General features: G+C 74.9%; 16 protein-coding genes and 1 pseudogene. 2 read left to right on the plus strand and 15 right to left on the minus strand.

All coding sequences use genetic code 11. From position 1 onward, the window contains the following. Positions 1-39: 39 nt before the first annotated feature. From ACZ6S8_RS16165 to ACZ6S8_RS16235, 15 genes and pseudogenes are all read right to left on the minus strand, one after another. A complete protein-coding gene (locus ACZ6S8_RS16165) occupies positions 40-1,314 on the minus strand; it encodes an MFS transporter (protein ID WP_469456145.1) in 1,275 nt (424 codons plus the stop codon). Positions 1,315-1,338: 24 nt separating this feature from the next. Further along, the gene (locus ACZ6S8_RS16170) at positions 1,339-1,932 is read right to left on the minus strand and encodes an LOG family protein (protein ID WP_469456147.1); all 594 of its coding nucleotides are present in this window, start codon (positions 1,930-1,932) and stop codon (positions 1,339-1,341) included. A 67-nt stretch (positions 1,933-1,999) separates the two neighbouring features. Beyond that, positions 2,000-2,653: pseudogene (locus ACZ6S8_RS16175) on the minus strand (SDR family NAD(P)-dependent oxidoreductase); the annotation flags it as partial. Beyond that, positions 2,653-3,276 carry a class I SAM-dependent methyltransferase gene (locus ACZ6S8_RS16180; protein ID WP_469456149.1) on the minus strand — a complete coding sequence of 208 codons (624 nt, stop codon included), beginning with the start codon at positions 3,274-3,276 and terminating at the stop codon, positions 2,653-2,655. The gene ACZ6S8_RS16180 and the pseudogene ACZ6S8_RS16175, both read right to left, overlap by 1 nt. Next, positions 3,273-4,409 carry an HAD-IIIC family phosphatase gene (locus ACZ6S8_RS16185; protein WP_469456151.1) on the minus strand — a complete coding sequence of 379 codons (1,137 nt, stop codon included), beginning with the start codon at positions 4,407-4,409 and terminating at the stop codon, positions 3,273-3,275. The genes ACZ6S8_RS16180 and ACZ6S8_RS16185 overlap by 4 nt, the downstream gene beginning before the upstream one ends. Then, positions 4,396-5,580 (minus strand): acyl-CoA dehydrogenase family protein, encoded by a 1,185-nt coding sequence (locus ACZ6S8_RS16190; protein WP_469456153.1) that lies wholly within the window; start codon positions 5,578-5,580, stop codon positions 4,396-4,398. Before ACZ6S8_RS16190 ends, ACZ6S8_RS16185 begins: the two co-directional genes overlap by 14 nt. Further along, positions 5,577-5,858, minus strand: a complete 282-nt coding sequence (locus tag ACZ6S8_RS16195; RefSeq protein WP_469456155.1) for an acyl carrier protein — start codon at positions 5,856-5,858, stop codon at positions 5,577-5,579. Before ACZ6S8_RS16195 ends, ACZ6S8_RS16190 begins: the two co-directional genes overlap by 4 nt. Positions 5,859-5,861: 3 nt before the next feature. After that, positions 5,862-6,704 (minus strand): 3-hydroxyacyl-CoA dehydrogenase family protein, encoded by an 843-nt coding sequence (locus tag ACZ6S8_RS16200; protein WP_469456156.1) that lies wholly within the window; start codon positions 6,702-6,704, stop codon positions 5,862-5,864. Then, positions 6,701-9,814 (minus strand): type I polyketide synthase, encoded by a 3,114-nt coding sequence (locus ACZ6S8_RS16205; protein WP_469456159.1) that lies wholly within the window; start codon positions 9,812-9,814, stop codon positions 6,701-6,703. The genes ACZ6S8_RS16200 and ACZ6S8_RS16205 overlap by 4 nt, the downstream gene beginning before the upstream one ends. Then, positions 9,811-12,360 (minus strand): amino acid adenylation domain-containing protein, encoded by a 2,550-nt coding sequence (locus ACZ6S8_RS16210; protein ID WP_469456161.1) that lies wholly within the window; start codon positions 12,358-12,360, stop codon positions 9,811-9,813. Before ACZ6S8_RS16210 ends, ACZ6S8_RS16205 begins: the two co-directional genes overlap by 4 nt. Next, the gene (locus ACZ6S8_RS16215) at positions 12,360-13,847 is read right to left on the minus strand and encodes an FAD-dependent oxidoreductase (RefSeq protein WP_469456163.1); all 1,488 of its coding nucleotides are present in this window, start codon (positions 13,845-13,847) and stop codon (positions 12,360-12,362) included. The genes ACZ6S8_RS16210 and ACZ6S8_RS16215 overlap by 1 nt, the downstream gene beginning before the upstream one ends. After that, positions 13,840-14,886, minus strand: coding sequence for a phosphotransferase (locus ACZ6S8_RS16220; protein WP_469456165.1), 1,047 nt, complete (start codon positions 14,884-14,886; stop codon positions 13,840-13,842). Before ACZ6S8_RS16220 ends, ACZ6S8_RS16215 begins: the two co-directional genes overlap by 8 nt. Next, complete coding sequence (locus tag ACZ6S8_RS16225; protein ID WP_469456167.1) at positions 14,883-16,145, minus strand: hypothetical protein; 1,263 nt, start codon at positions 16,143-16,145, stop codon at positions 14,883-14,885. Before ACZ6S8_RS16225 ends, ACZ6S8_RS16220 begins: the two co-directional genes overlap by 4 nt. Continuing rightward, on the minus strand, positions 16,142-17,086 hold the full coding sequence (locus tag ACZ6S8_RS16230) for a transketolase family protein (protein ID WP_469456169.1): 945 nt from the start codon (positions 17,084-17,086) through the stop codon (positions 16,142-16,144). Before ACZ6S8_RS16230 ends, ACZ6S8_RS16225 begins: the two co-directional genes overlap by 4 nt. Next, positions 17,083-17,946, minus strand: coding sequence for a transketolase (locus tag ACZ6S8_RS16235; RefSeq protein ID WP_469456171.1), 864 nt, complete (start codon positions 17,944-17,946; stop codon positions 17,083-17,085). Before ACZ6S8_RS16235 ends, ACZ6S8_RS16230 begins: the two co-directional genes overlap by 4 nt. Before the next feature lie 342 nt (positions 17,947-18,288). Between ACZ6S8_RS16235 and ACZ6S8_RS16240 the strand changes: the two genes are divergently transcribed. Further along, positions 18,289-19,371: a Gfo/Idh/MocA family protein gene (locus tag ACZ6S8_RS16240; protein WP_469456511.1), complete on the plus strand. Its 1,083-nt coding sequence runs from the start codon at positions 18,289-18,291 to the stop codon at positions 19,369-19,371. 6 nt (positions 19,372-19,377) lie between these two features. Further along, positions 19,378-20,202, plus strand: a complete 825-nt coding sequence (locus ACZ6S8_RS16245) for a DODA-type extradiol aromatic ring-opening family dioxygenase (protein WP_469456173.1) — start codon at positions 19,378-19,380, stop codon at positions 20,200-20,202. Positions 20,203-20,333 lie beyond the last annotated feature (131 nt).

Consider the following 20,333-nt stretch of genomic DNA (forward strand, 5'->3'; position numbering starts at 1 on the left):
GCTGCGCGCGCCGGGGGGACGCGGGGGACGCTGTCTCTTCTACGGTGCCGCCTCCTTGCTCGCAGGGGCGGCCTCGGGACGGCGGACGCTGCGGCCGCGGAACGAGAGCAGGGCGTACAGCGCGAGGCCGTAGCCGCCGAGTTGCAGGGCGAGGTAGCTCCACACCCCGCCTCCGTCCACCACCGGCAGCAGCACCAGCGGCGCGACGAACGCGCCGAGTCCGTGGGCGAGGGACGTGGCCGCGGCGTAGCTCTCCAGCCGCTCCGGCGGGGCGGTCAGCGTGACGAGCGGCTGGACGCTCGGCGCGATCAGGCATTCGCCGACGGCGAAGACCAGCCCGAACAGCGCGCCGAACAGGAGTCGCGCGCCGGCCCCGGGCACCAGCACGGCGGCCGTCAGGGCCCCCATCGCCACCACCCAGACCAGGATGGCCGCCGTCAGCGCGGCGACGTACCCGATCCGTTCGATGACCCGCAGGGCGAGACCCTGGAAGGCGATGACACCGACGGTGTTGCAGGCGATGACGACGCTGATGGCGGAGACGGACAGGTCCGCGTTCCGCAGGATCGCGGGAACCACGGTGTCCACCTGGGCGATGCCGAAGACGACCAGGGCCGTTTGCAGGAGGAGCAGCCGGAGGAACACCGTGTCGCGCAGCGCCGTGCCCCGGCCTCCGCCGTCGTCGCGGACCGCGGCGTGACCCGCCCCGTCCGCACCCGGCTCGGCGGGCCGTCGCTCCGCCCGCCGCAGGCGGACGAGGACGGCCCCGTGCAGCAGGTAGCTGACCGCGTTGGCGACCAGGCACAGGACGTACCCGGCCGCGCCGAGGTGTTCCACGGCCTGGCCGCCGAGCAGTGCGCCGACGGCCACGGTCAGCGCGGAGATCCGGTGCTGCCCCGACAGGACGCGGCTGAGTTCGGAGGTGCCGAAGACCTTGGTGAGCAGCGGCGTCTGCACCGCGTAGTACGCGCCCGTGCCCGCCCCGGCGAGGCAGGCCGCGGGCACGGTGGAGGCCATCGAGTCCGCCGCCGCCAGCCAGGCCGCGCCGGCGGCCTGGAGGACGGTGGCTCCGATCGCGGACAGGCCGGGGCCGTAGATCTTCCCGACCCTGCCGGCGAGCGGGTTGACGACGAGGCCCGCCATCGCGAACAGCGCGAAGTACAGGGAGACGCCGGAGGTGGGCAGACCGAGCGTCTCCCGGAGGTAGGCCACCATGAGCGGCAGCACGAGGCCGGTGCCGAAGGTGGTGGCGGCCCATCCGGCGAGGAAGCCCCGGTAGAGGGGCAGCGGCTTCCTGCGTGCCGCCCTCCTCACCGGTCCGCCCCCGTACGGCGGCGTTCACGCTCCGGCATCGGACGCTCCCGCCAGGGCCCCGGTGCGGACCGAGGCGATCATGTCGAGGGCCTCGTACGGGTCGGAGGCGATCCGGACCGGCGCGGCGTCGCGGACGAACCCGCGCCGCAGGAGTCCGTCGACGACCCGCAGCAGCGGGTCCCAGTCGGCGTCCACGTCGACGAGCACGAGCGGGCCGACCCGCTGTCCGAGGGCCGCCATGGACACCACTTCGAGGATCTCGTCGAGGGTGCCGTAGCCGCCGGGCAGCGCGATGAAGGCGTCCGAGCTGTCGATCATGATGCGTTTGCGTTCCAGCAGGTCGGCCGTCAGGACGATCTCCTGCGGTGGCAGGTCGTCCCCCATCTCCTTGTTGCGCAGGAACTCGGGGATGACGCCCAGGACGGGCGCACCCCCCGCGGCGGCGGCCCGGGCCACCTCTCCCATCAGGCCGATGCCGCCGGCGCCGTACACGAGCCGGTGGCCCCGGGCGGCGATGAGGCCGCCCAGTGAGGACGCCGTCCGCGCGTAGCGCGGCGAGGGCCCCGGGGACGCGCCGCAGAAGACACCGATGGACAGGGGGTGTTCAGAGGTATCCATAGCTGAGCCAGCCTCCGTCGACGACCAGGGTCTGGCCGTTGATGTAGTCGGCCTCCGGGGAGGCCAGGAAAAGGACCGGGCCGACGATGTCCTGCGGCCTGCCGCGCCGGCCGGCGGGAATGCGCCCGACGATGGCGTCCTCGGCGAGTGCGGCCGGGTGCGGGGTCTCGATGCGGATCATGCCGGGGGCCACCGCGTTGACGTTGACGCCGCGCGGCGCCCACTCGACGCCCAGGCTGCGGGTCAACTGCAGGACGCCGCCCTTGCTCGCCGCGTACAGCGCCCGTTCGGGGAACGCGGTGTACGACAGCAGCGAGCAGAAGTTGACGATCTTTCCGTGGCCCTGCTCCAGCAGGTGCCTGCCGAAGACCTTGCAGGTGAGGAAGGTGCCGATGACGTTCGTGTCCAGCAGGGCGCGGGCGTCGTCCACGGAGAACTCCGTGGACGGGCCCAGGTCGAACAGCCCGGCCGCGTTGACGAGCACGTCCACGCCGCCGAAGGTCTCGGTCACCCGCTCCGCGCACCGCTGTACCTGCCGCTCGTCCCCGACGTCGGCCGGCAGCGCGAGGCTCTCGGCTCCGAGGGCCTCGATCTCCGCGGCCACCGACTCCACCTGGGCGGCGGTGCGGGCCATCAGGGCGACCCGGGCTCCGCGCTCGGCGAAACCGAGCGCGACGGCGCGTCCGATGCCCCGGCCGCCCCCGGTGACGACGACGCGCATCAGCGGGCCCGGAATTCGCCGAACCAGTGCAGCTGGTCCGGCTTGGTGCGGGTGGGGACGTTGCGGTAGACGTACAGGCCCACGCAGGTGAAGCGGTCGGAGCGGAAGGTCCCGAGGATCTCGTCGCTGGTGATGCGGCGCGGTCCGGTGCCCTCGACCATGTGGTCGGAGAAGGAGTTGAGAAGGAAGAGCCCGCCCGGCTTCAGCAGGCGGTGCACCTCGTCGGCGTACCGCTCGCGGGCCTCGTCGCGCATGTTGTGAAAGACGAACGAGTCGGTAACCACATCGGCCGAGCTGTCCGGGAGCGGCACGTCGAGCACGTCGCCCTGGACGAACTCCGCCGTGGCTCCGGCGAGTTCGGCCCACTTGCGGGCGCGGGCGATCGCGTCGGCCGACAGGTCGACACCCGTCACGTCGAGTCCCTGCACCGAGAGGAACACGGCGTCGACGCCCGGGCCGCTGCCCAGGTCGACGAGGCGCTGGCCGGGCTTGAGGGTGCCGTCGATGACGCGCTTGACGAGTTCGAGGCCCGGGGAGGCGTTGAACCAGGAGAGCTTGGCGAGCGGCTCGTCGGAGTACACGGAGGAGAAGGTGTCGGTCCAGCTCTGGGTGAAGGCCTTCATGCGGTCGGCTCCTTGGTCGTGCCGCGCGGTGCGGCGGGGTGGTCGACGACGAGGCGCACGTAGCCGGGCACGGCCGGGCGGCGCTCGTCGGGGAGGGAGAGGACGACGAGGTCGTCCGTACGGGACTCGACGGTGAATCCCGCGAACCGGTAGGTGACGAGCATCTGCCGGTTGCGTTCGGTGGGCCGGAAGAGGGCGACGGTGCCGGCCCCGTGCGCGGCGGCCAGCCGGGCGACGGCGGCGATCAGGGTGGAGCCGACGTTGCGGCCCATCACCCGGCACGACATCAGCAGCAAGCGGATCGTCCACGGGGACACGGCGCCGGCGGGCCGGTCCGCTTCCGTCGCCGCGTCCGGCCGGCCCGTGCCGATGACGGCGAGGCCGATCGTTCCGTACGTGCCGAAGCGGTCGTCGAGTTCGGCGACGAGCACGCGGTGGTCCGGGTGCCCGGTCAGCGACGCGAGCTCGGCCTCGTCGAAGGTGATGCCGGTGGTGTTGAGCTGGTGGGTGCGCTGGGTCAGTTCGGCGGCGCGGGCGAGGTCCGCGGGAGTCGCCTCGCGGACGCGCAGGGTCATGTCGAGCGAACGCAGGAACTCCTCCCCCGGCCCGTCGAACGCCACTTCGTGGCTGCGCCGCCTGCTCTCCGCCAGGTACATCGACCGGCGGCGGCGCGCGTCGTCGGTGACCCGTGCGGGCAGCACGCCGCCCCCGGCGACCAGGGCGTGCAGCTCCTGCCTGGTCATGCACCGCACCTGGGGCAGCTCACTGGCCACTTCGGCCCGCTCGAACTCCGAGTCGTCCACGAACAGCACGCTGTCGGGGGAGATGTTCAGCTCCCGGATGACGGCGCGCAGCGAGGCGGACTTCGCCGACCAGCCGACCTGCGGGTACAGGAAGTACGCGTCGAGACCGAAGGCGCGCAGCCGCTCGGCGACCGGGCCCGGCTCGTTGCGGCTGGCGACGGACTGGAGGATGCCGTGCTCGTCGAGGGTCCGGACCAGCCTCCGGTTGGCCTCGGGGACGGCGAGGTCGTCGCCTTCGAGGAGCGTGCCGTCCCACAGGGTGTCGTCCAGGTCCCAGACCACGCACTTGACCTGCGGGGCGGCCGGGTTCTGCGGCTCAGTGCGCTGCACGGGCGTCGTCCTCTCCCCGGTGCGCCGCCGTCCGGACCGGGGCGCGGTCCGGGGTGCCGGCCCGGCCGCGCAGGAGGTCGGCGGCGACGATGTCCTGGAGCACCTCGGTCGGTCCTTCGATGACCTCGTGGACGCGCGCGGCGGCGTGCAGCCGGGCCAGCGGGTGGTCCTCGGCCTGTCCGGCCGCGCCGAGGAGCCGCGAGGCGGTGGCCGTGGTGCTGCTCGCCGCGCGGCTGGCCAGCAGCTTGGCCCGGGCGACGGTCACCGCGGCGGCCGGTTCACGGTCCTCGACCTCGTGGGCGGTCTGCCGTACGTACCGGGCGGCGGCGTCGGTGGCGAGCGCGGCGTCGGCCAGCAGCCCCCGGACGAGTTGCCGGTCGCCCAGGGTGGCTCCGCCCTGGGCGCGGGTGGCGGCGTGGTCGGCGGCGAGGCGCAGGGCGGCCTCGGCGACGCCCACGGCGCCGGCGGCGACGTACAGCCTGCCCAGCGTCAGGCAGGACGTCACGACGAAGGGGATCCCGAAGCCGGGGCGGCCGATCGCACGGCCGGCCGGTACCGTGACGCCGTCGAACGTGACGCGGGCGAGCCGCGCGGCGCGCAGCCCCGCGGTGACCGGTTCCGCGCCGACGTGTACGCCCGCTCCGGCGTCGACCAGCGCGCAGCTGCCGCGCCCCGCCGTCCTGCCGAAGACGAGGTACGCGTCGGCGATCTGGCCGAACGACAGCCAGCGCTTGGTGCCGGTGACCCGCAGGGTGTCGCCGTCGCCTTCGATGGTGGTGGTCAGGGCGCCGGTGTCCGCGCCGGCCTCCTGCTCGGTGAGCGCGAACGCGGCGAGGATCCGGCCCGTCGCCAGGTCGGGCAGCAGCGTGTCGCGCAGCCCGGGGGCGGCCCAGCGGCGCAGCGCGTGGCAGACCATGGCGTGGACGACGAGCAGGCTGTGCAGGCTGGGCGAGGCTGCGGCCACCAGGCGGTGCACGTCGGTGACGGCGGCGAGCGGGGTTCCGCTGCCGTCGTGGGCGGTGTCCACGGTCAGGCCGAGGAGTCCGAGGCCGGCCAGTTCGTCGATGTCCTCGCGCGGTACGGCCCCCGCGCGTTCCCAGGCCGTGGCCCGGGCGGCGAACGCGGGATCGCGCAGGGCCTCCAGGAGGGCTGCGGGTGCGGAGCCGGTCACGAGGCCGCCAGCCTGCGCTGGACGAGCCCGGCGAGGCCCCGGATCGAGTCGAAGTTGACGAGTTCGAGGTCCTCGTCGCCGATCTCGATGGAGAAGGTGCGCTCGACGAAGTCGACCATCTGGACGGCGGCCACGGAGTCGAGGACGCCGTCGGAGATCAGCGGGCGGTCGTCCGTGATGCCGGGACGCCCGCTGAGCCGGGCGATGAACTCCCGTACGGTGGACGTCACTTCTTCGGGGGTGCGGGACCGGGGGGAGGTGGTGTGCGGGGAAGCCATGGTTCAGTTCCCGTCGTAGGAGTAGAAGCCGCGGCCGCTCTTGGTGCCGAGCAGGCCCTGGTCGACCATCCGGCGCAGCGCCGGATGGGTGGCGAACTCGTCGGTTCCGTAGTGGTCGTGCAGCACCTCCAGGGTGCGGACGACGGTGTCGATGCCGATGAGGTCCGCGGTGCGCAGCGGCCCCGAGGTGTGACCGAGGCAGCCCTTGAAGAGGTCGTCGACCTGGCTCGGGGTGGCCACGCCGTCCGCGACGACGGCGGCGGCGAGGTTGACGACCGGCATGAGGACGCGGTTGATGACGAAGCCGGGGGCGTCCCGGACGACGACGGCCTCCTTGCCCAGGCGCCGCAGCATGAGGTCCACGTCCCGCATCGCCGCGTCGGAGGTGTCCTCGCCGCGGATCACCTCGACCATGCCGATCCGGTCGACCGGGTTCATGAAGTGGACGCCGACGACGCGGCCCGGGTCGGCGAGCTGTTCCGCGAGCCGGCCGATGGGAACGGCGGAGGTGTTGGCGGCGATGGTCGTGCCGGGGGCGAGGACCTTCTCCAGCTCCGGGTAGAGGGCTCGTTTCGCCTCCTCCGACTCGGTGGTGTTCTCCACGACGAGGTCCACGCCGCTCAGGGCCGCGAGGTCGGTGGAGGGGCGGATGTCCGGTGCGGGCGCCGCCGCGGCGCCGAGGAGGGTGGCGAGCCGCTGGTGGCGGCGGACGGCGGCGCGGGCCGTGTCGAGTGCGGCGGGGTCGGAGTCGACGAGCGTCACCGCGTACCCGGCCGCCGCGGCGGCGTGGGCGACGCTGGCTCCGATGACTCCGGCTCCGAGCACTCCGATGGTGGGTGGGGTCATGGCGTCCGGCTTTCGTTGTCGATGGGCTCCGGTCGCTGTTGCTCCGGGGTGGCCAGCCAGTCCTCCACCTCGCGCGTCATGCCGCCGAGCGTGGCGGAGGCGAAGACGACCGAGGAGGGCACGGCTCTGCCGGTGAGTTCCGCCAGGCCCGAGATGAGGTGGACGCCCATCAGCGAGTCCCCGCCGAGGTGGAAGAAGTGGTCCTCGGGGTGGACCTGGCGCAGGCCCAGGAGCAGACGGAAGCGTTCCGCGAGGAACCCGGCCACGGTCGAGGGCGTCCCCGGCTCCGCCGCCAGCTCCGGCCGGTGCTCCGGTACGCCGTCCCCTCCGCCGGTGGCCGCGACCGCGCCGCCCGCCGGGGCGGACGCGCGGTGCCCGAAGGGGTCGGCGGGCGGCGCCGTGTCCGGCAGGTACCTGCGCCGCACCAGGCTGCGGGTCGGCAGCGCGGTCCTGCGCCGGGGGGCCGGGTGCAGGCGCTCCCAGTCGGCTTCGACGCCGTGGGTCCACAGTTCCCCGAGGGCCTCCAGCAGGATCTGCCGGTCGGGAGCGTGCTCGTAGGACTGCCGTACGGTCCGGACGCACACGGCGTCCGGGTCGCTCTGCCCGATCCACGGGCGGGCGGTGCCGGGACCGACCTCGACGAGGACGCGGTGGCGGGCCAGGACCAGCCCGGCGGCCGTGCGGAACCGGACGCGGCCGACCATGTGGTCGCGCCAGTAGGAGGGCCCGGGCACCTCTCCGTCGAGCCAGCCGCCGAGGACGCTGGAGGCGATCGGAATGCGCGCCGGAGCGAGCGGTACGTCGCGCAGGTCCTCGCCGAGCAGGTCGGCGGCCCGCGTGAGCTGGGGGGTGTGGAAGGGGTGCGCGGTGTCCACCGGGAGGACGGTGAAGCCGTCGCCGCGCAGCCGCTCGGCGAGTGCGGCGATCGCGGCCGGCCGCCCGGAGAAGACGCAGTGCCCGGGGGCGTTGTCGGCGGCGAGCCAGGTGTCGTCGGCGGCGTACCGCTCGACGTCGGCGGCGGAGGCGAGGACGCCGAGCATGGCGCCCTCCCCGGCCGTCACGACGAGGTCGGCGCGGCGGGCCACGGCCGCCATGGCGTCGTCGAGGCCGATGACGCCGGCCAGCACGGCGGCCACCCACTCCCCCAGGCTGTGCCCGAGGAGGGCCGCGGGCCGGATGCCGAGGTCGATGAGCGTGCGGGCCATGGCGTGTTCGAGGCAGAACAGCGACAGGTGCACCTGGCGCAGCTCGCGCCGGGGCGGTCGGCCGGCGCCGTCCCGGCGCAGCAGGGCGCGCAGGTCGACGCGGCCTGCGTCGCCGGAGGGGCGCTCACGCGGTGCGGCGAAGGACCGGCCGACGGCCCCGTCCGTGAGCTCGTCGGCGATCGTGACGGCGGTCCGCAGGTGCGCCGCGAAGACGGGGTCGGTGCGGGCCAGGTCGGCGCCCATGCCGGGGTAGTGGCTGCCGATTCCCGGCAGGACGAAGACCACCTCGGGCGGCCCCGCCGGCGCGCGCCCGCGCTGCACGCGCAGCCGGTCGGCCGCGAACGCCGTCCCGGTCCCGCCCTCGGGGGTGATGACGGCGTAGCCGCGGTGCGGGTGGCGGTGGCGTGCGGTCTGCGTGGTCCAGGCGGTGTCGGCCGTGCGCGACGGGGTGCGGTCGAGGTGCTCGCGCACGGCGGCGAGGTCGGCGTCCAGGGCGTCGGGGTGGTGGCTGGAGAGCAGCACCAGCTCCGTGCCCCCCGCCCCCTCCCCGGCGGCGCGCGGGCGGGTCGGGGCCTCTTCGAGGACGACGTGGCAGTTGGTCCCGCCGAGGCCGAAGGCGCTCACTCCGGCGCGCCGGGGGCGGTCCGCGGCGGCCGGCCAGTCCAGGGCCTCCCCCAGCGGCCGCAACGGCCCGTCCGTACGGGCGAGATCGGCGGGCAGCCGCTCGAAGTGCGGGGTGGCGACGAGCCGCCCGTGCCACAGCGACAGCACCGCCTTGACGAATCCGGCGAGACCCGCGGCCTCCCGCAGGTGGCCGAGCCCGGCCTTGGCGGCGCCGACGCGGACGGGGCGGCGCACGTCGGCGAAGACCTCCCCGAGCGCGGCCCACTCGGCGGCGTCACCGATGCGGGTCCCGCTGCCGTGCGCCTCGACGTAGTCGATGTCCGCGGGTGCGAGTCCGGCGACGTCCAGCGCGGCCCGGATGACCTCGGCCTGCGCGGCCGGGTCGACGCCCGCGAAACCGGACTTGCCGGAGCCGTCGTTGTTCATGGCCGTGCCGCGGACAACGGCCCAGACGTCGTCGCCGTCGCGCACCGCGTCGGCGAGGCGCTTGAGCACCACGGCGCCGGCGCCGTCTCCGGGGACGGAGCCGCCCGCCGCGCGGTCGAAGGGCCGGCACACGCCGTCCGGCGAGCCGATGCCGCCGAGCGGTGCGTCGTAGCCGCCCGGCGCCGGCACCCGTACGGAGGCGACGCCGGCGACGGCGAGGTCGCTGCCGTGGCCGAGCAGGTCCTGTACGGCGAGGTGGACGGCGGTCAGCGCGGTGGAGCAGGCGGACTGCACGGTCACGGCGGCGCCGTGCAGGCCGAGCCGGTAGGCGACGCGGGTGGCGGCGTAGTCGCCCCGGTTGGTGACCTCCAGGGCCTGGGCGTCGACCCCGGGGCGCCCCGCGAGCGCGGCGGCCACCCAGCGCTCGTAGTCGTTGTGGCCGACACCCGCGTAGACGCTGACGGCCGGGGTGCGGACGCGGTCGACGTTCGCGGCGGCCAGCGCTTCGTCGGCGGCCTCCAGCAGCAGGCGGTGCTGCGGGTCCAGGAGCAGGGCCTCGGAGGGGGCGATGCCGAAGCGCGCCGGATCGAAGTGGGCGGGCCGCGGGATCGAGCCGTAGGCCGGGACGAACGAGCCGGTGGTGCGCGCACGCCGGGTGATGCTGTCCTCGCCCGCGGCGAGGATCTCCCAGTAGCGGTCGAGGCTGTCGCAGCCGGGCAGGCGCACGGCCATGCCGACGACGGCGACGGCGTACTCGTCGTCCGGAGCCGCGGCCGGAGCCGGGGCCTGAGCCGGGTTCGGAGGTGGATTCGTGGCCGGATCCGGGTTCGGGTGGCCGGGCAGGGGCGCTTTCATCTCGGTTCGCCTCCTTCGGACGGGCGGGTGCGGGTACGGGCGGGCGGGGCGGCGCTCCCGCGCTGCGGCGGTCGCCGCCGTTCGGCGGGGCGGCGCACCGGAACGGTGGCGGGGCCGGAGCCGGAGCCGACACCGGTGCCGGTGCCGGTGCCGGTGTCGCGGCGCTCGGACGCCTCGCCGAGGAGACGGGCGTGGCCGCGCGGGGTGCGGGCGGCGAGGACGGCGGCCAGGGCGATCTCGTGTCCGCAGGCCGACTCCAGTGAGCCGCGCAGCAGCATCAGGCGCAGGGAGTCGCCGCCCAGGTCGAAGAAGTCGTCGTCGATGCCGACGGCGTCCAGGCCGAGGACGCGCGCCACCAGTGCGGCGGCCCGTTCCTGGTCGGGGGTGGCGGGCGGGGCGTACGGGACGTCGAGGGCGGGTCGGGTGCGCGGGGGGACGCGCAGCGCCTTGCGGTCGATCTTGCCGCTGCCGAGGAGGGGCAGGGCGGGGACCGAGGCCAGGTGCGCGGGCACCATGAAGTCCGGCAGCCGGGCGGCGAGGTGGTCGCGCAGCCGCTCGGGCGGCACCTCGTCGCCCTCGGGTACGACGTAGGCGACGAGGACGGCGCCCTGGTCGGGGTCCGGGGTCCCCACCACGGCCGCGTTGGCGACCCCCGGGTGTGAGCGCAGCACGGCCTCCACCTCGGCGGGCTCCACCCGCTGCCCGCGCACCTTGACCTGGTCGTCGGCGCGTCCGACGTACTCGACCTGGCCGTCGGGCAGGTGGCGGGCCAGGTCCCCGGTGCGGAAGAGGACCGCGGGCCCGGCGGGGTCCAGCCGGTTGGGCCGGAAGCGCTCGGCGGTCAGGTCGGGGCGGCCGAGGTAGCCGTCGGCCAGTCCGGGGCCGCCGGTGTGGATCTCCCCGACGACACCGGGGGGTACGAGCCGGCCCGCCGCGTCGCAGAGGTAGATCCGCATGTCCAGCGGGACGCCGACGACCGTGCCGGCCGCCCGCTCCGGGCGGGGGACGGTGAGCGGTCCGGTGCGGTGGCACACGTAGTCGGCCTCGCTGAGGGTGTACGTGTTGTGCACCGCGAAGCCGAGGCCGCGCAGTTCGTCCTCGAGGTCCTGTCCGAGCGCCTCCCCGCCGACGAAGACGTGGCGCAGCGCGGGCGCCGTCCGGAAGGCGGGCTGGGTGAGCAGCAGCCGCAGCATCGAGGGCACGAAGCTGACCGTGGTGATGCGCTGGTCGCGGATGAGTTCCGCGAGGTAGCGGTCGTCGCGGTCCTTGCCGGGCGCTGCCAGCACCGCCGTGCCGCCGGTCGCCAGCGGCCACGCGAACTCGCGGAAGCTGACGGGCGACTTGAGCAGGTGCCGGTCGTCCGGCCCCATGGCGTACATCCCCTGCTCCAGCCGGATGCGGGAGGTGTGCATGCGGTGCGGGCGGACGACGCCCTTGGGGGCGCCCGTGCTGCCGGAGGTGAACAGGACGTAGGCCGTGGTGTCGGGACGGGCCCGGTCCTCGGATGCGCCGGCCCGGTCGTCGGGTGCGCCGGCCCGGTCGTCGGGTACGTCAACCCCGTCGTCGGGCGCGCCGGCCCGGTCGCCGGGCACCGGCTCACGGAGGAAGGCGGCCGCGTCAAGGGCGCGGCCGGCGACGGCGCGGTGCCCGGACGCGGTGGTGAGCGTCGCGACGGGCGCCGTGAGGCGGAGGATCTCCTCGGCGCGCAGGTCCGGCAGGTGCGGGTCGAGGTGGACGAATCCGGCGCCGGCCTTCCAGATGCCGAGGACCGCGGTGAAGAGGGTGAGGTCCCGGTCGCCGGTCAGTACGACGAGGGCGCCGGGCCGGTCCACGTGCGGGCGCAGCCGGTGGGCGAACCGGTCGGAGGCGGCGTCGAGTTCGCCGTACGTCAGCTCGGCGGCGCCGTCCCGCAGGGCGATCGCGTCGGGGGTGCGGGCGGCCTGCTCGCGGATCATGCGGTGCAGGGTGGTGTCCGCATGGGGGGTGTGCGGCGCGTTCCAGGTGTCCAGCAGCAGTTCCCGCTCGTCCTCCCCGAGCAGCTCGACGGTGCCCGCGGGGGCCTGGGGCCGCTCCGCCGCGTGGTGGGCGAGGAGCGCCAGGTGCGCCGCCACGCGCCCGGCGGTGGCGGTGTCCACGAGGGTGCTGTCGTAGGTGAGGCACAGGTCCGGGCCCTCGGCGGCGGCGGTCCACACGGGGCGCCCGAGCGCGGCCGGCAGGGTGGCCGGGCGGGCCGGCAGGACGGCCGCGTACGGTTCGCCGGCGGCCGGCGGCCCCGCGGCGGCGGGACGCGCCGCCCCGGTGAGGGCCGCCAGGGTGGCGGACTCCTGGTCCTCGGCGCGGACGTAGCGCACCGGGGTGTCGCCGGCGGCGCCGAAGACGTCCCAGCCCGCTCCGTACCGGTGGAGCAGCAGGTGACTGAGGGCGGCGAGCGCCAGATGGCCGTCCGGGCCGCCGAGCAGGGTGGCCGCCGGCGCGGACAGCGGGGCCGTGCACCGCTCGAAGTGCGGCTTCCCGGCGCCGGGCGTGCGGTGGGGCAGGACGAGCATCAGTGCCCCCCGCCCGTCGCCGCACCCGCGGCGACCCTGCGGTGCAGCACGGAGCGGGCGGCGGCCATGCCGGTGGCCGCCCCGTACGTGATGCCGATGATCTTCGAGGAGCTGTCGCCGACGAAGTAGAGACCCGGCACGGACGACTCCAGGTCGTCGGAGAGGTCCAGGTCGGGAAAGAGGCGTTCGACGACGGGCGCGGCGACCGTGGAGGTGCCCGGGACCAGCCCCGGATGGAGGGTGTTGAGCCGGTCGACCATGGTGAGGACGTCCCGGACGGTGGACGCGGGCAGGCAGTCGCGCAGGTCCCCGTGGTGGTAGTTGATGAGGCTGGTGGTGAGCGGTCCCTCCGGTGCGGGCCGTCCGGACAGCTGGTCGACGGTGCTGACGACGGGCTTGCCGCCGCCGTACGTCGCGACGCGCCTCGCGAAGGCGGCGGCGTGGTCGGTGCCGTCGGTCCCCTCGGGCAGGTCGACGGTGGTGAGGACGCCGAGGTTGGACTTGGTCGTGGGCTGGTTCAGGCAGTGCTGCCCGTCGAGCGCGACCGCGTCGAGGAAGCCGTACTGCATGACCCGGCCGCCCTCGCACACGCAGAACGTCCGGACCGAGTGGCCCTCTTCGTTGAGGAACGACAGTTTGGGGTTGTGACAGCCGTCCAGGAGGGGCGCCAGGTCGTCTCGGCCGGCTTCCAGCCGCACGCCCAGGTCGACGCGGCTGCTGGGCCGGTGGCGCACGCCGATGCGCCCGGCGAGGTCACGGACCCAGGGCAGGCCCAGCTTGCCGACGCCGACGATGACGTCGTCCGCCCGGAACCCGGCGGGCCCGTCGGGCGTGTCGGCGCGTACGTGGAACCCGCCGCCGGTCAGCGGCTCGACGTCGGTGGCCCGGTGGTGGAGCAGGACGCGCCCGCCGCCGCGCTCCAGTTCCTCCTTGAGGCGGGCGATGACGACGAGGGAGTCGTCCACCGTGACGCTCTGCGAGTACGCCGTGTCGACGTGCTGGAAGACGGTGCCGTCGCCGAGCAGGGAACCGGCCGTCTGCCGGGGCGGCCCGGCCGGCGGGAGCCCGAGCTCGTAGAGGACGCGGTACGCCTCCGAGATGAGGTCCTGTGCCCGGTCGAAGGAGCCCAGCGCGCGCTCCAGGCCGCTGTAGGAGCGGACCGTCCCGTCGGGCGCCGACTCGATCTTGGAGCGGGTCAGCGAGGAGATGTACCCGAGGTTGGTGTCGAAGTGGAAGGCCGCGCCGCCGAGTCCGGTGAGGCAGGTGCAGCGCGGGCACTGGAGGCGGAACTTCTCCGCGTCGCGGACCGTCCGCCCGTTCATGCGCGCCACCAGGCGGGGGCACAGGCTTTCGATCATGTCGCCGCCCGCTTCGAGGAGGACGACGCGACGGCCCGCCCTCACCAGGGTCAGCGCGGCGAACAGGCCCGCGGGCCCGCCGCCGATGACGACGGTGTCCGTGCGGGTGGTGCGGTCCTGATCAGACATGGATGCTCCCGTGGGCCGCGGGCCGCCGCTCCAGATAGCGTTCGACGAAGGTGCGGTAGAAGAGACGGCTGGTGTCGCGGCCCTCGGCCTCGATGCGCTCGATCAGCCACTGGCAGGTGAAGGGCAGGAGGTCGAGGACGCGGCCGGGGTGCTGTCCGGTGAGCGTCGCGTAGTGGTCCAGCCCCCGCTCCAGTACGGACCGGAACCAGTGGTCCGAGCCGAAGACCTGGTCGTACAGCCAGTCGAAGCCGCGTTCCGGGTAGTCGGGGAAGACCGGGAGGGCGGTGGTGACGAGCAGGTTCACGACGTCCATGGCGGCGATGCCGGTGGCGCGGTAGTCCTCGAAGTCCAGCACCCGGGCCGACCCGTCGCGGGCGTCGTAGCGCACGTTCCAGGGGCCGAGGTCGCCGTGGGTGGGCGCCAGCAGGGCCGTCCGCAGCGCCTCGTCGGCGTACGGGACGCCGAACTCCGGGTCACGGACGTACGCGGCGGCCGTTTCGAGGGCGCGCTCGGGGGTGACCGGGGTCCGCTCCCCCGACAGGTGCAGTTCGACGACCCGTTCGACGGCCGGCCGGAGCACCTGCCACAGCGCGTCGGGGCCGGTGGCGCCGGCGACGGCGGTGGGCAGGTCGATGCCGGGCAGGTGGGTCATCGTGAACCCGCCGCACAGCGCGTCCAGCGGTACCGGACTGCCGAGCGGGGCGGGTACGGGGAAGCCGCGCAGGATCTCCAGCTCGCGGGCGAGCTTCGGATCGGTGGTGGACAGCGGGACCTTGGCGACGGCGACGGGTACGCCGTCGACGTCGAGCTGGACGAAGGTGCGGCGGCGCACCTTGCGGGCGCCGGCCGGGGTCCAGGTGGAGGAGCGCACGCGGTCGGGACCGGGTTCGGGGGCGCCGGTCCGCTCCAGGTGGGCGGCGAGCATCAGCCGGGCCACCTCGCCGGTGTCGACGCTCCGTTCGGTGAGGTCGGCGTGGTCAGCCGGGGCGGGTGCGGTGGCGGCGGGGCCGCTGCCGTGCGGGACGGGGGTGCGGTTCACGGCGTACTCCCGGTGGTGACGAGGGACACGTCGAGGCGGGTCAGCAGCTCGGCCAGCGCGGGTCCGCCGAGCAGGTCGCCGAGCTCGTCGACGGCGGCGTGCCGTTCCTCGGCCGTCAGCCTCTGATAGGCGGTCAGGCGGGCGTCCAGGTGGTCGGCGAGGTGGCGGTAGCCGGACTCGTCCGTGAGCAGTTCGCGGGTGAGCCGGTCGAGGGCCCTGGTGCCCTCCAGGTCGTCCTCGGGGACGGTGAACCGGTCGCCGAGGTCGGTGAGGCTGGCCGCGATGTCACCGGCGACCGTGCCGCGCAGGGCCCGCAGGTTGGCGATGTGTCCGTAGTGCTGCTCGGGCAGCAGCAGCGGCAGCCGGCGCAGGATGACCGACTCGTGCAGCGAGGTGAGGCTCGGCGGGACGGCGTAGAGCGGTGCGTGGGCGAGGTGGCGGAGGAACTCCGTCTGGGGCAGGAAGGCGTACTCGACCTCGACCTCGCCGTGGGTCTCGGTGACGGGCTGCCGGAACGCCCCGCCGCAGACCAGGATGCGGCCCAGTTCGGGCCGGGCTTCGGCGAGTTCGGCGACCCAGCGCCGCAGGACGTCGAGGTAGGCGTTGTGGGACTCGTAGTCGAGGAAGAAGTTCTGGAATCCGCCGAGGTTGATCAGCAGCCCGGCGGGCCGTTCCGGCGGCGGCTCGGCGAGGGCGCCCTCCAGGGCGCCCCGGTCGACGATGGGACCGCAGAGCTCGACGTGGTCGGCGCCCACCCCGGCCATGGCCGCGATGCGCGCGGGCACGCCGGGGAAGTTCTGCGCGTAGGACCGCCGGGCGAGGAGGTGGGCCAGCAGGATGCGCTCGTGCGGGGCGAGCGTGTCGAAGACGTAGCGGGCCGTGTCGTGGTCGGCCCACCGGACGAGGTGGGCGCGCGCCGCCAGTTCCTCGAAGGTGCGGTCGGTCAGCCAGAAGCCGAGGAGGCTGTCGAAGAAGAGCACGGGGACCTCGGCGCGCACCGCCCGGAAGACGAGTTCGGCGTCCATGACGCTGACCACGAGGTCGGCGTCGGCGAGTCCCTGGGCGAGGTCCTCGCTGCGGCGGGTGTCGCCTTCGGTGATGCGGTGGAAGCGGTGGCTGTGCCGCCGCGCGAAGTCGAGCGCGACGTCCTGGCCGACGAAGTCGACGCTGCTGTCGGCGAGCAGGGGGGTGATGGCGACCAGTTTGGAGACGGGCCCGAATCCGCAGGCCTGGGCGCTGGAGAGGATCCTCATCGTCACGCTTTCCTCGTGTTCCTGGTGGACCGGCCGAGCACGGCGGACCGGATGCCGCGGCTGTCCACGCCGTAGAAGTGGAGAAGTTCTTCGTGGGAGGCGACCGGCGGGTAGCGGTGGTCGGTCTCCAGGCGCACCACCGGGGGGCCGTCGCGGCCGAGGGTCAGTGCGGTGCGGTCCCCCAGGCCGCCGGGGCCCAGGGACTCGGCGGCGGTGACGACCAGAGCCCGGCCGCGGGCGAGGGTCCGGACGGCGTCCCGGGGGAAGGGGTGGAGGGTGGTCACGGAGGCGACCGCGGCGTCCACCCCGTCGCCGGCGAGGGTCTCGGCCGCGGCGAGCGCCTCGGCCACGCAGCGGCCGGTCGCCAGCAGCAGTACGTCGTCCCCGTCGCGCAGCAGCCGGGGGGCCCGCGGGTCGCCGTCGGAGGCCGCCGCGGGCAGTTCCGGGTCGGGCCGCGCGGAGAGCCGTACGTACGCGGGGCCGTCGGCCGGCAGCAGGGCCCGCAGAACGGACACGGCGTCGGCGGCGTCGGCCGGGCAGTGGACGCTCATGTGGGGCAGCGCCGACATGAGGGTGATGTCGTCGGTGGCGTGGTGGGTGGGGCCGAGGGGCCCGTATCCCAGCCCTCCGCCGACGCCGAGGAAGACCACGGGAAGCGCGGGCACGCACACGTCGAGGCGCAGCTGTTCGTAGGCCCGGCGCACGAGGAAGGGTGCCATGGCGGCCGCGACGGGCCGCATGCCGCTGCGGGCGAGTCCGGCGGCCACGCCGACGAGGTTGGCCTCGGCGATGCCGACGTCGACGTAGCGGCGGGGGTGGCGGGCCATGACGCCCTGGAACAGGGCCTGTCCGTCGGCGCCCAGGGTGATCAGGGCGGGGTCGGCGTCGGCGGCCTCGGTCAGGGCGGCGGCCAGCGCGGCCCGCATGGTGAGCGGTGCGGTGATCACGACGGTGCTCCTCCGGCGGGGGCGAGGGCGGGGGCGGGGGCGGGGCCTGCGGTTGCAGGTGCGGGTCCGGTTGCAGGCGCGGGTGCGGGTGCGTCGAGTGCGGCGAGGGCCGTCCGGCGCTGGGCGGCGTCCAACCGGCCCATGTGCCAGGCCGGATCGCCCTCGGCGAAGGGGACGCCCCTGCCCTTGACCGTGTGCGCGAGCAGTACGGCGGGGCCGTCGCCGGCCTGGAGCGCGGTGAGGGCTTCGGTGACGGCGGTGGTGTCGTGCCCGTCGGCCTCGGCGACGCGCCAGCCGAAGGCCCGCCACTTGTCGGCGAGAGGTTCGAGGGCGCTGATGGTCTCGGTGTCGCCCTCCTGCTGGAGCCGGTTGCGGTCCACGACGGCGACGAGGTTGCCGAGGCGGTGGTGCGCGGCGAACTGCGCGGCTTCCCAGTTGCTCCCTTCGTCCAGCTCGCCGTCGCCGGTGACGACCACGACCCGCTGGTCCCGGCCCGCCAGCCGCGCGCCGAGGGCCATGCCGCAGCCGAGGGACAGTCCGTGGCCGAGGGCGCCGGTCGCGGCCTCGATGCCGGGCACGGCGTCGGACGGGTGGCCGGGCAGGGTGGCCAGGTCGGCCGTGATGACGCCGAGTTCGGCGAGGACCGCGTACAGGCCGTAGGCGCCGTGGCCCTTGCTGAGGACCAGCAGGTCCCGGTCGGGCCAGTCGGGCCGGTCCGGGCGGTAGCGCAGGTCCCGGGTGTAGAGGACGGCCAGCAGGTCGGTCATGGACAGTGCGGCGCCGAGGTGGACCGCCTTGCGTGCGGCCAGTTCGACGACTCGCCGCCGGGCACGCCGGGCCAGTTCGTCGGGGTGGAGCACGGCGTCCTCCGGTCTGCCGCAGCGGGGCGGCTCGTGGTCGGTGTGGGTGGCGGCCGGCGGGGTGCACTGAGCGCCGACGCGCCGTCGTCCGGTCCCCGGCGGATCGCCGGAACGGCCTTCGAGGCAGCGTCCCCAACGCCGGGCGAGGCAGAGTCAAGTCGCTTCATGATTACTTGTCAAGCCCAGTCACTAAGCGAGTCACTAAGACCGTTGACATTCAGAGTCGGCAGATATTGACTGAAGCGGAGAGACCGCCCGTGCCGCTTTTATTTCTCTGCTGCCGCCCGGCGGAAAACCGCGAGACCCGAGGAGTTCTGTGTGAAACCCCTTGTTCATGCCGTGGTGGGGTGCGGGCGAGTGGCCCCCAACCACGTCGACGGATTCTCCGCGCTGCCGGACGCCGAACTGCGCTGGGCGTGCGACCGCGACCGCGCGCGGGCCGAGGCCCTCGCCCGCGAGTACGGGCTGCCGCACGTGACCTCGGACGTACGGGTCGTCCTGGCCGACCCCCTGGTCGACAGCGTCTCCATCGCCGTCGACCACGCCCGGCACTACGAGCTGGCCGCCGCGGCGCTCAAGGCGGGCAAGCACGTCCTGGTGGAGAAGCCGCTGGCGATGACCGTCGAGGAGGGCGAGGCCCTGACGGCCCTCGCCGAACGCACCGGCCGCGTCCTGTCGGTCGTCTCGCAGCACCGCTACGACCCGGTGGTCGCAGCCGTCCGCGACTGGATCGCCGACGGCCTCCTGGGACGGCTCGTGGCCGGCACCGTCAGCCTCCAGTGCGGCCGCGACGACGACTACTACGCCGACAGCTACTGGCGCGGCACCTTCGCCGGCGAGGGCGGCTCCGCCCTGGTCAACCAGGGCTACCACGCGCTCGACGTGACGCGCTGGCTCACCGGCGGCCTCACCGTGGTCGGTGCGGCCGCCGGGCACACGGCACCGCGCGGCGGCATGGAGACGGAGGACACCCTCGCGGCCGTCCTGCGGGGCCCCCAGGGCGCGTTGGTGACGTACCAGGTCACGGTCGCGAGCAGCATCACCTGGCGCACCCGGATCGAACTCGTCGGCACCGAGGGCTCGGTCCTCTTCGACCTGGACCACCCCGGGACGCTGCACGTCGCCGAGGGCGGCGACGCGCTGCGCGCGGCGGCGCGCGACGTGGGCGCGCAGGCCGCGCCGGCCCCCGCGGGCATCGGCTACTACGGCATCTCGCACCGGCGGCAGATCGCCGACTTCGCCGCAGCGGTCCGCGACGGGCGCCCGATGACGGCCGACGCCGCGGCGGGGCTCGGCACGCTGCGGCTGCTGAGGGAGATGTACCGCACGGCCAGAGCCGAGGGTTCGGCGTCCGGCGGGTCCGCGGCCGTGCCCGGGCCGCGGCCACCCACGGCGACGGCCGCGGCGCCGACACCGGGCGGGTGACGTGCGGTGGCCGACATCGTCGCCGTCGCCGGCGTCCCGCACACCCCGGGCTTCCCCACCCTCGCCCGCACCGACACGGCCGCGGGGGCCGACATCGCCCGGCGCTACGCGGCGGTCGAGGAGGTGGTCGCGCGGGCGGACGCCGACGTCGTCGTCGTCCTCACCTGCGACCACATCAACACCTTCAGCCCCGACATGTGGCCGACGTTCGCCATCGCCACCGGGAACAGCGTCCGCGGCCCCAACGACGACGTCCCGGGCGTCTCCCCCACCTCGTACGCGCTGGACGGGGACATCGGGACCACGCTCCACCGCGGCCTGGTCGGCCAGGACTTCGACCCGGTGGCCCTGCGCGGCCACTCGGTGGACCACTCCGTCGTGGTGCCGCTGCACTTCCTCAATCCGCGCGGGCTGCCCGTCGTCCCCGTGTACCTGAACGGCATGGTGGCGCCCCGCCCTTCGGCCGGGCGCTGCAGACGGCTCGGCCGGGTGCTGCGCAACGCCCTGGAGGACCTGCCGGGCCGTCGCATCGCCGTCATCGCGAGCGGCAGCTTCTCCCTGGAGGTGGGCGGCCCCCGCATGCTGCCCGACCGGCTGTACGGCGTTCCGCGGCCGTCCTGGGCCGGCAGCGTCGCCGACCGGCTGTACCGGGGCGACCTGGACGGGCTCGTCGCCGAGACCACGGAGCGGCGCATCGAGGAGGCCGGAACGGTCGCCGGCGAGGTCCTCCCGTGGATCGCGGCCGCCGAGATGGCCGCGGACCTGTCCGTCGCCCACATGGACCACCGGGAGGGCGAGGGCCACGCCTTCGCGGCGTGGGGCGCCGGCTGAACGGCAGCACCCGGCGGGAAACGCCCCCGGGGCCCGGACGCGGGGGGGGCGGTGCGGGGCCGGGGGGGGGGGGGGGGGGGGGTGGCGGGCCACCCGCCGGGGGCCCGCCCCCCCGGGCGGCACCGCCAGCA

This window comes from Streptomyces sp. NPDC048461, assembly GCF_055587105.1.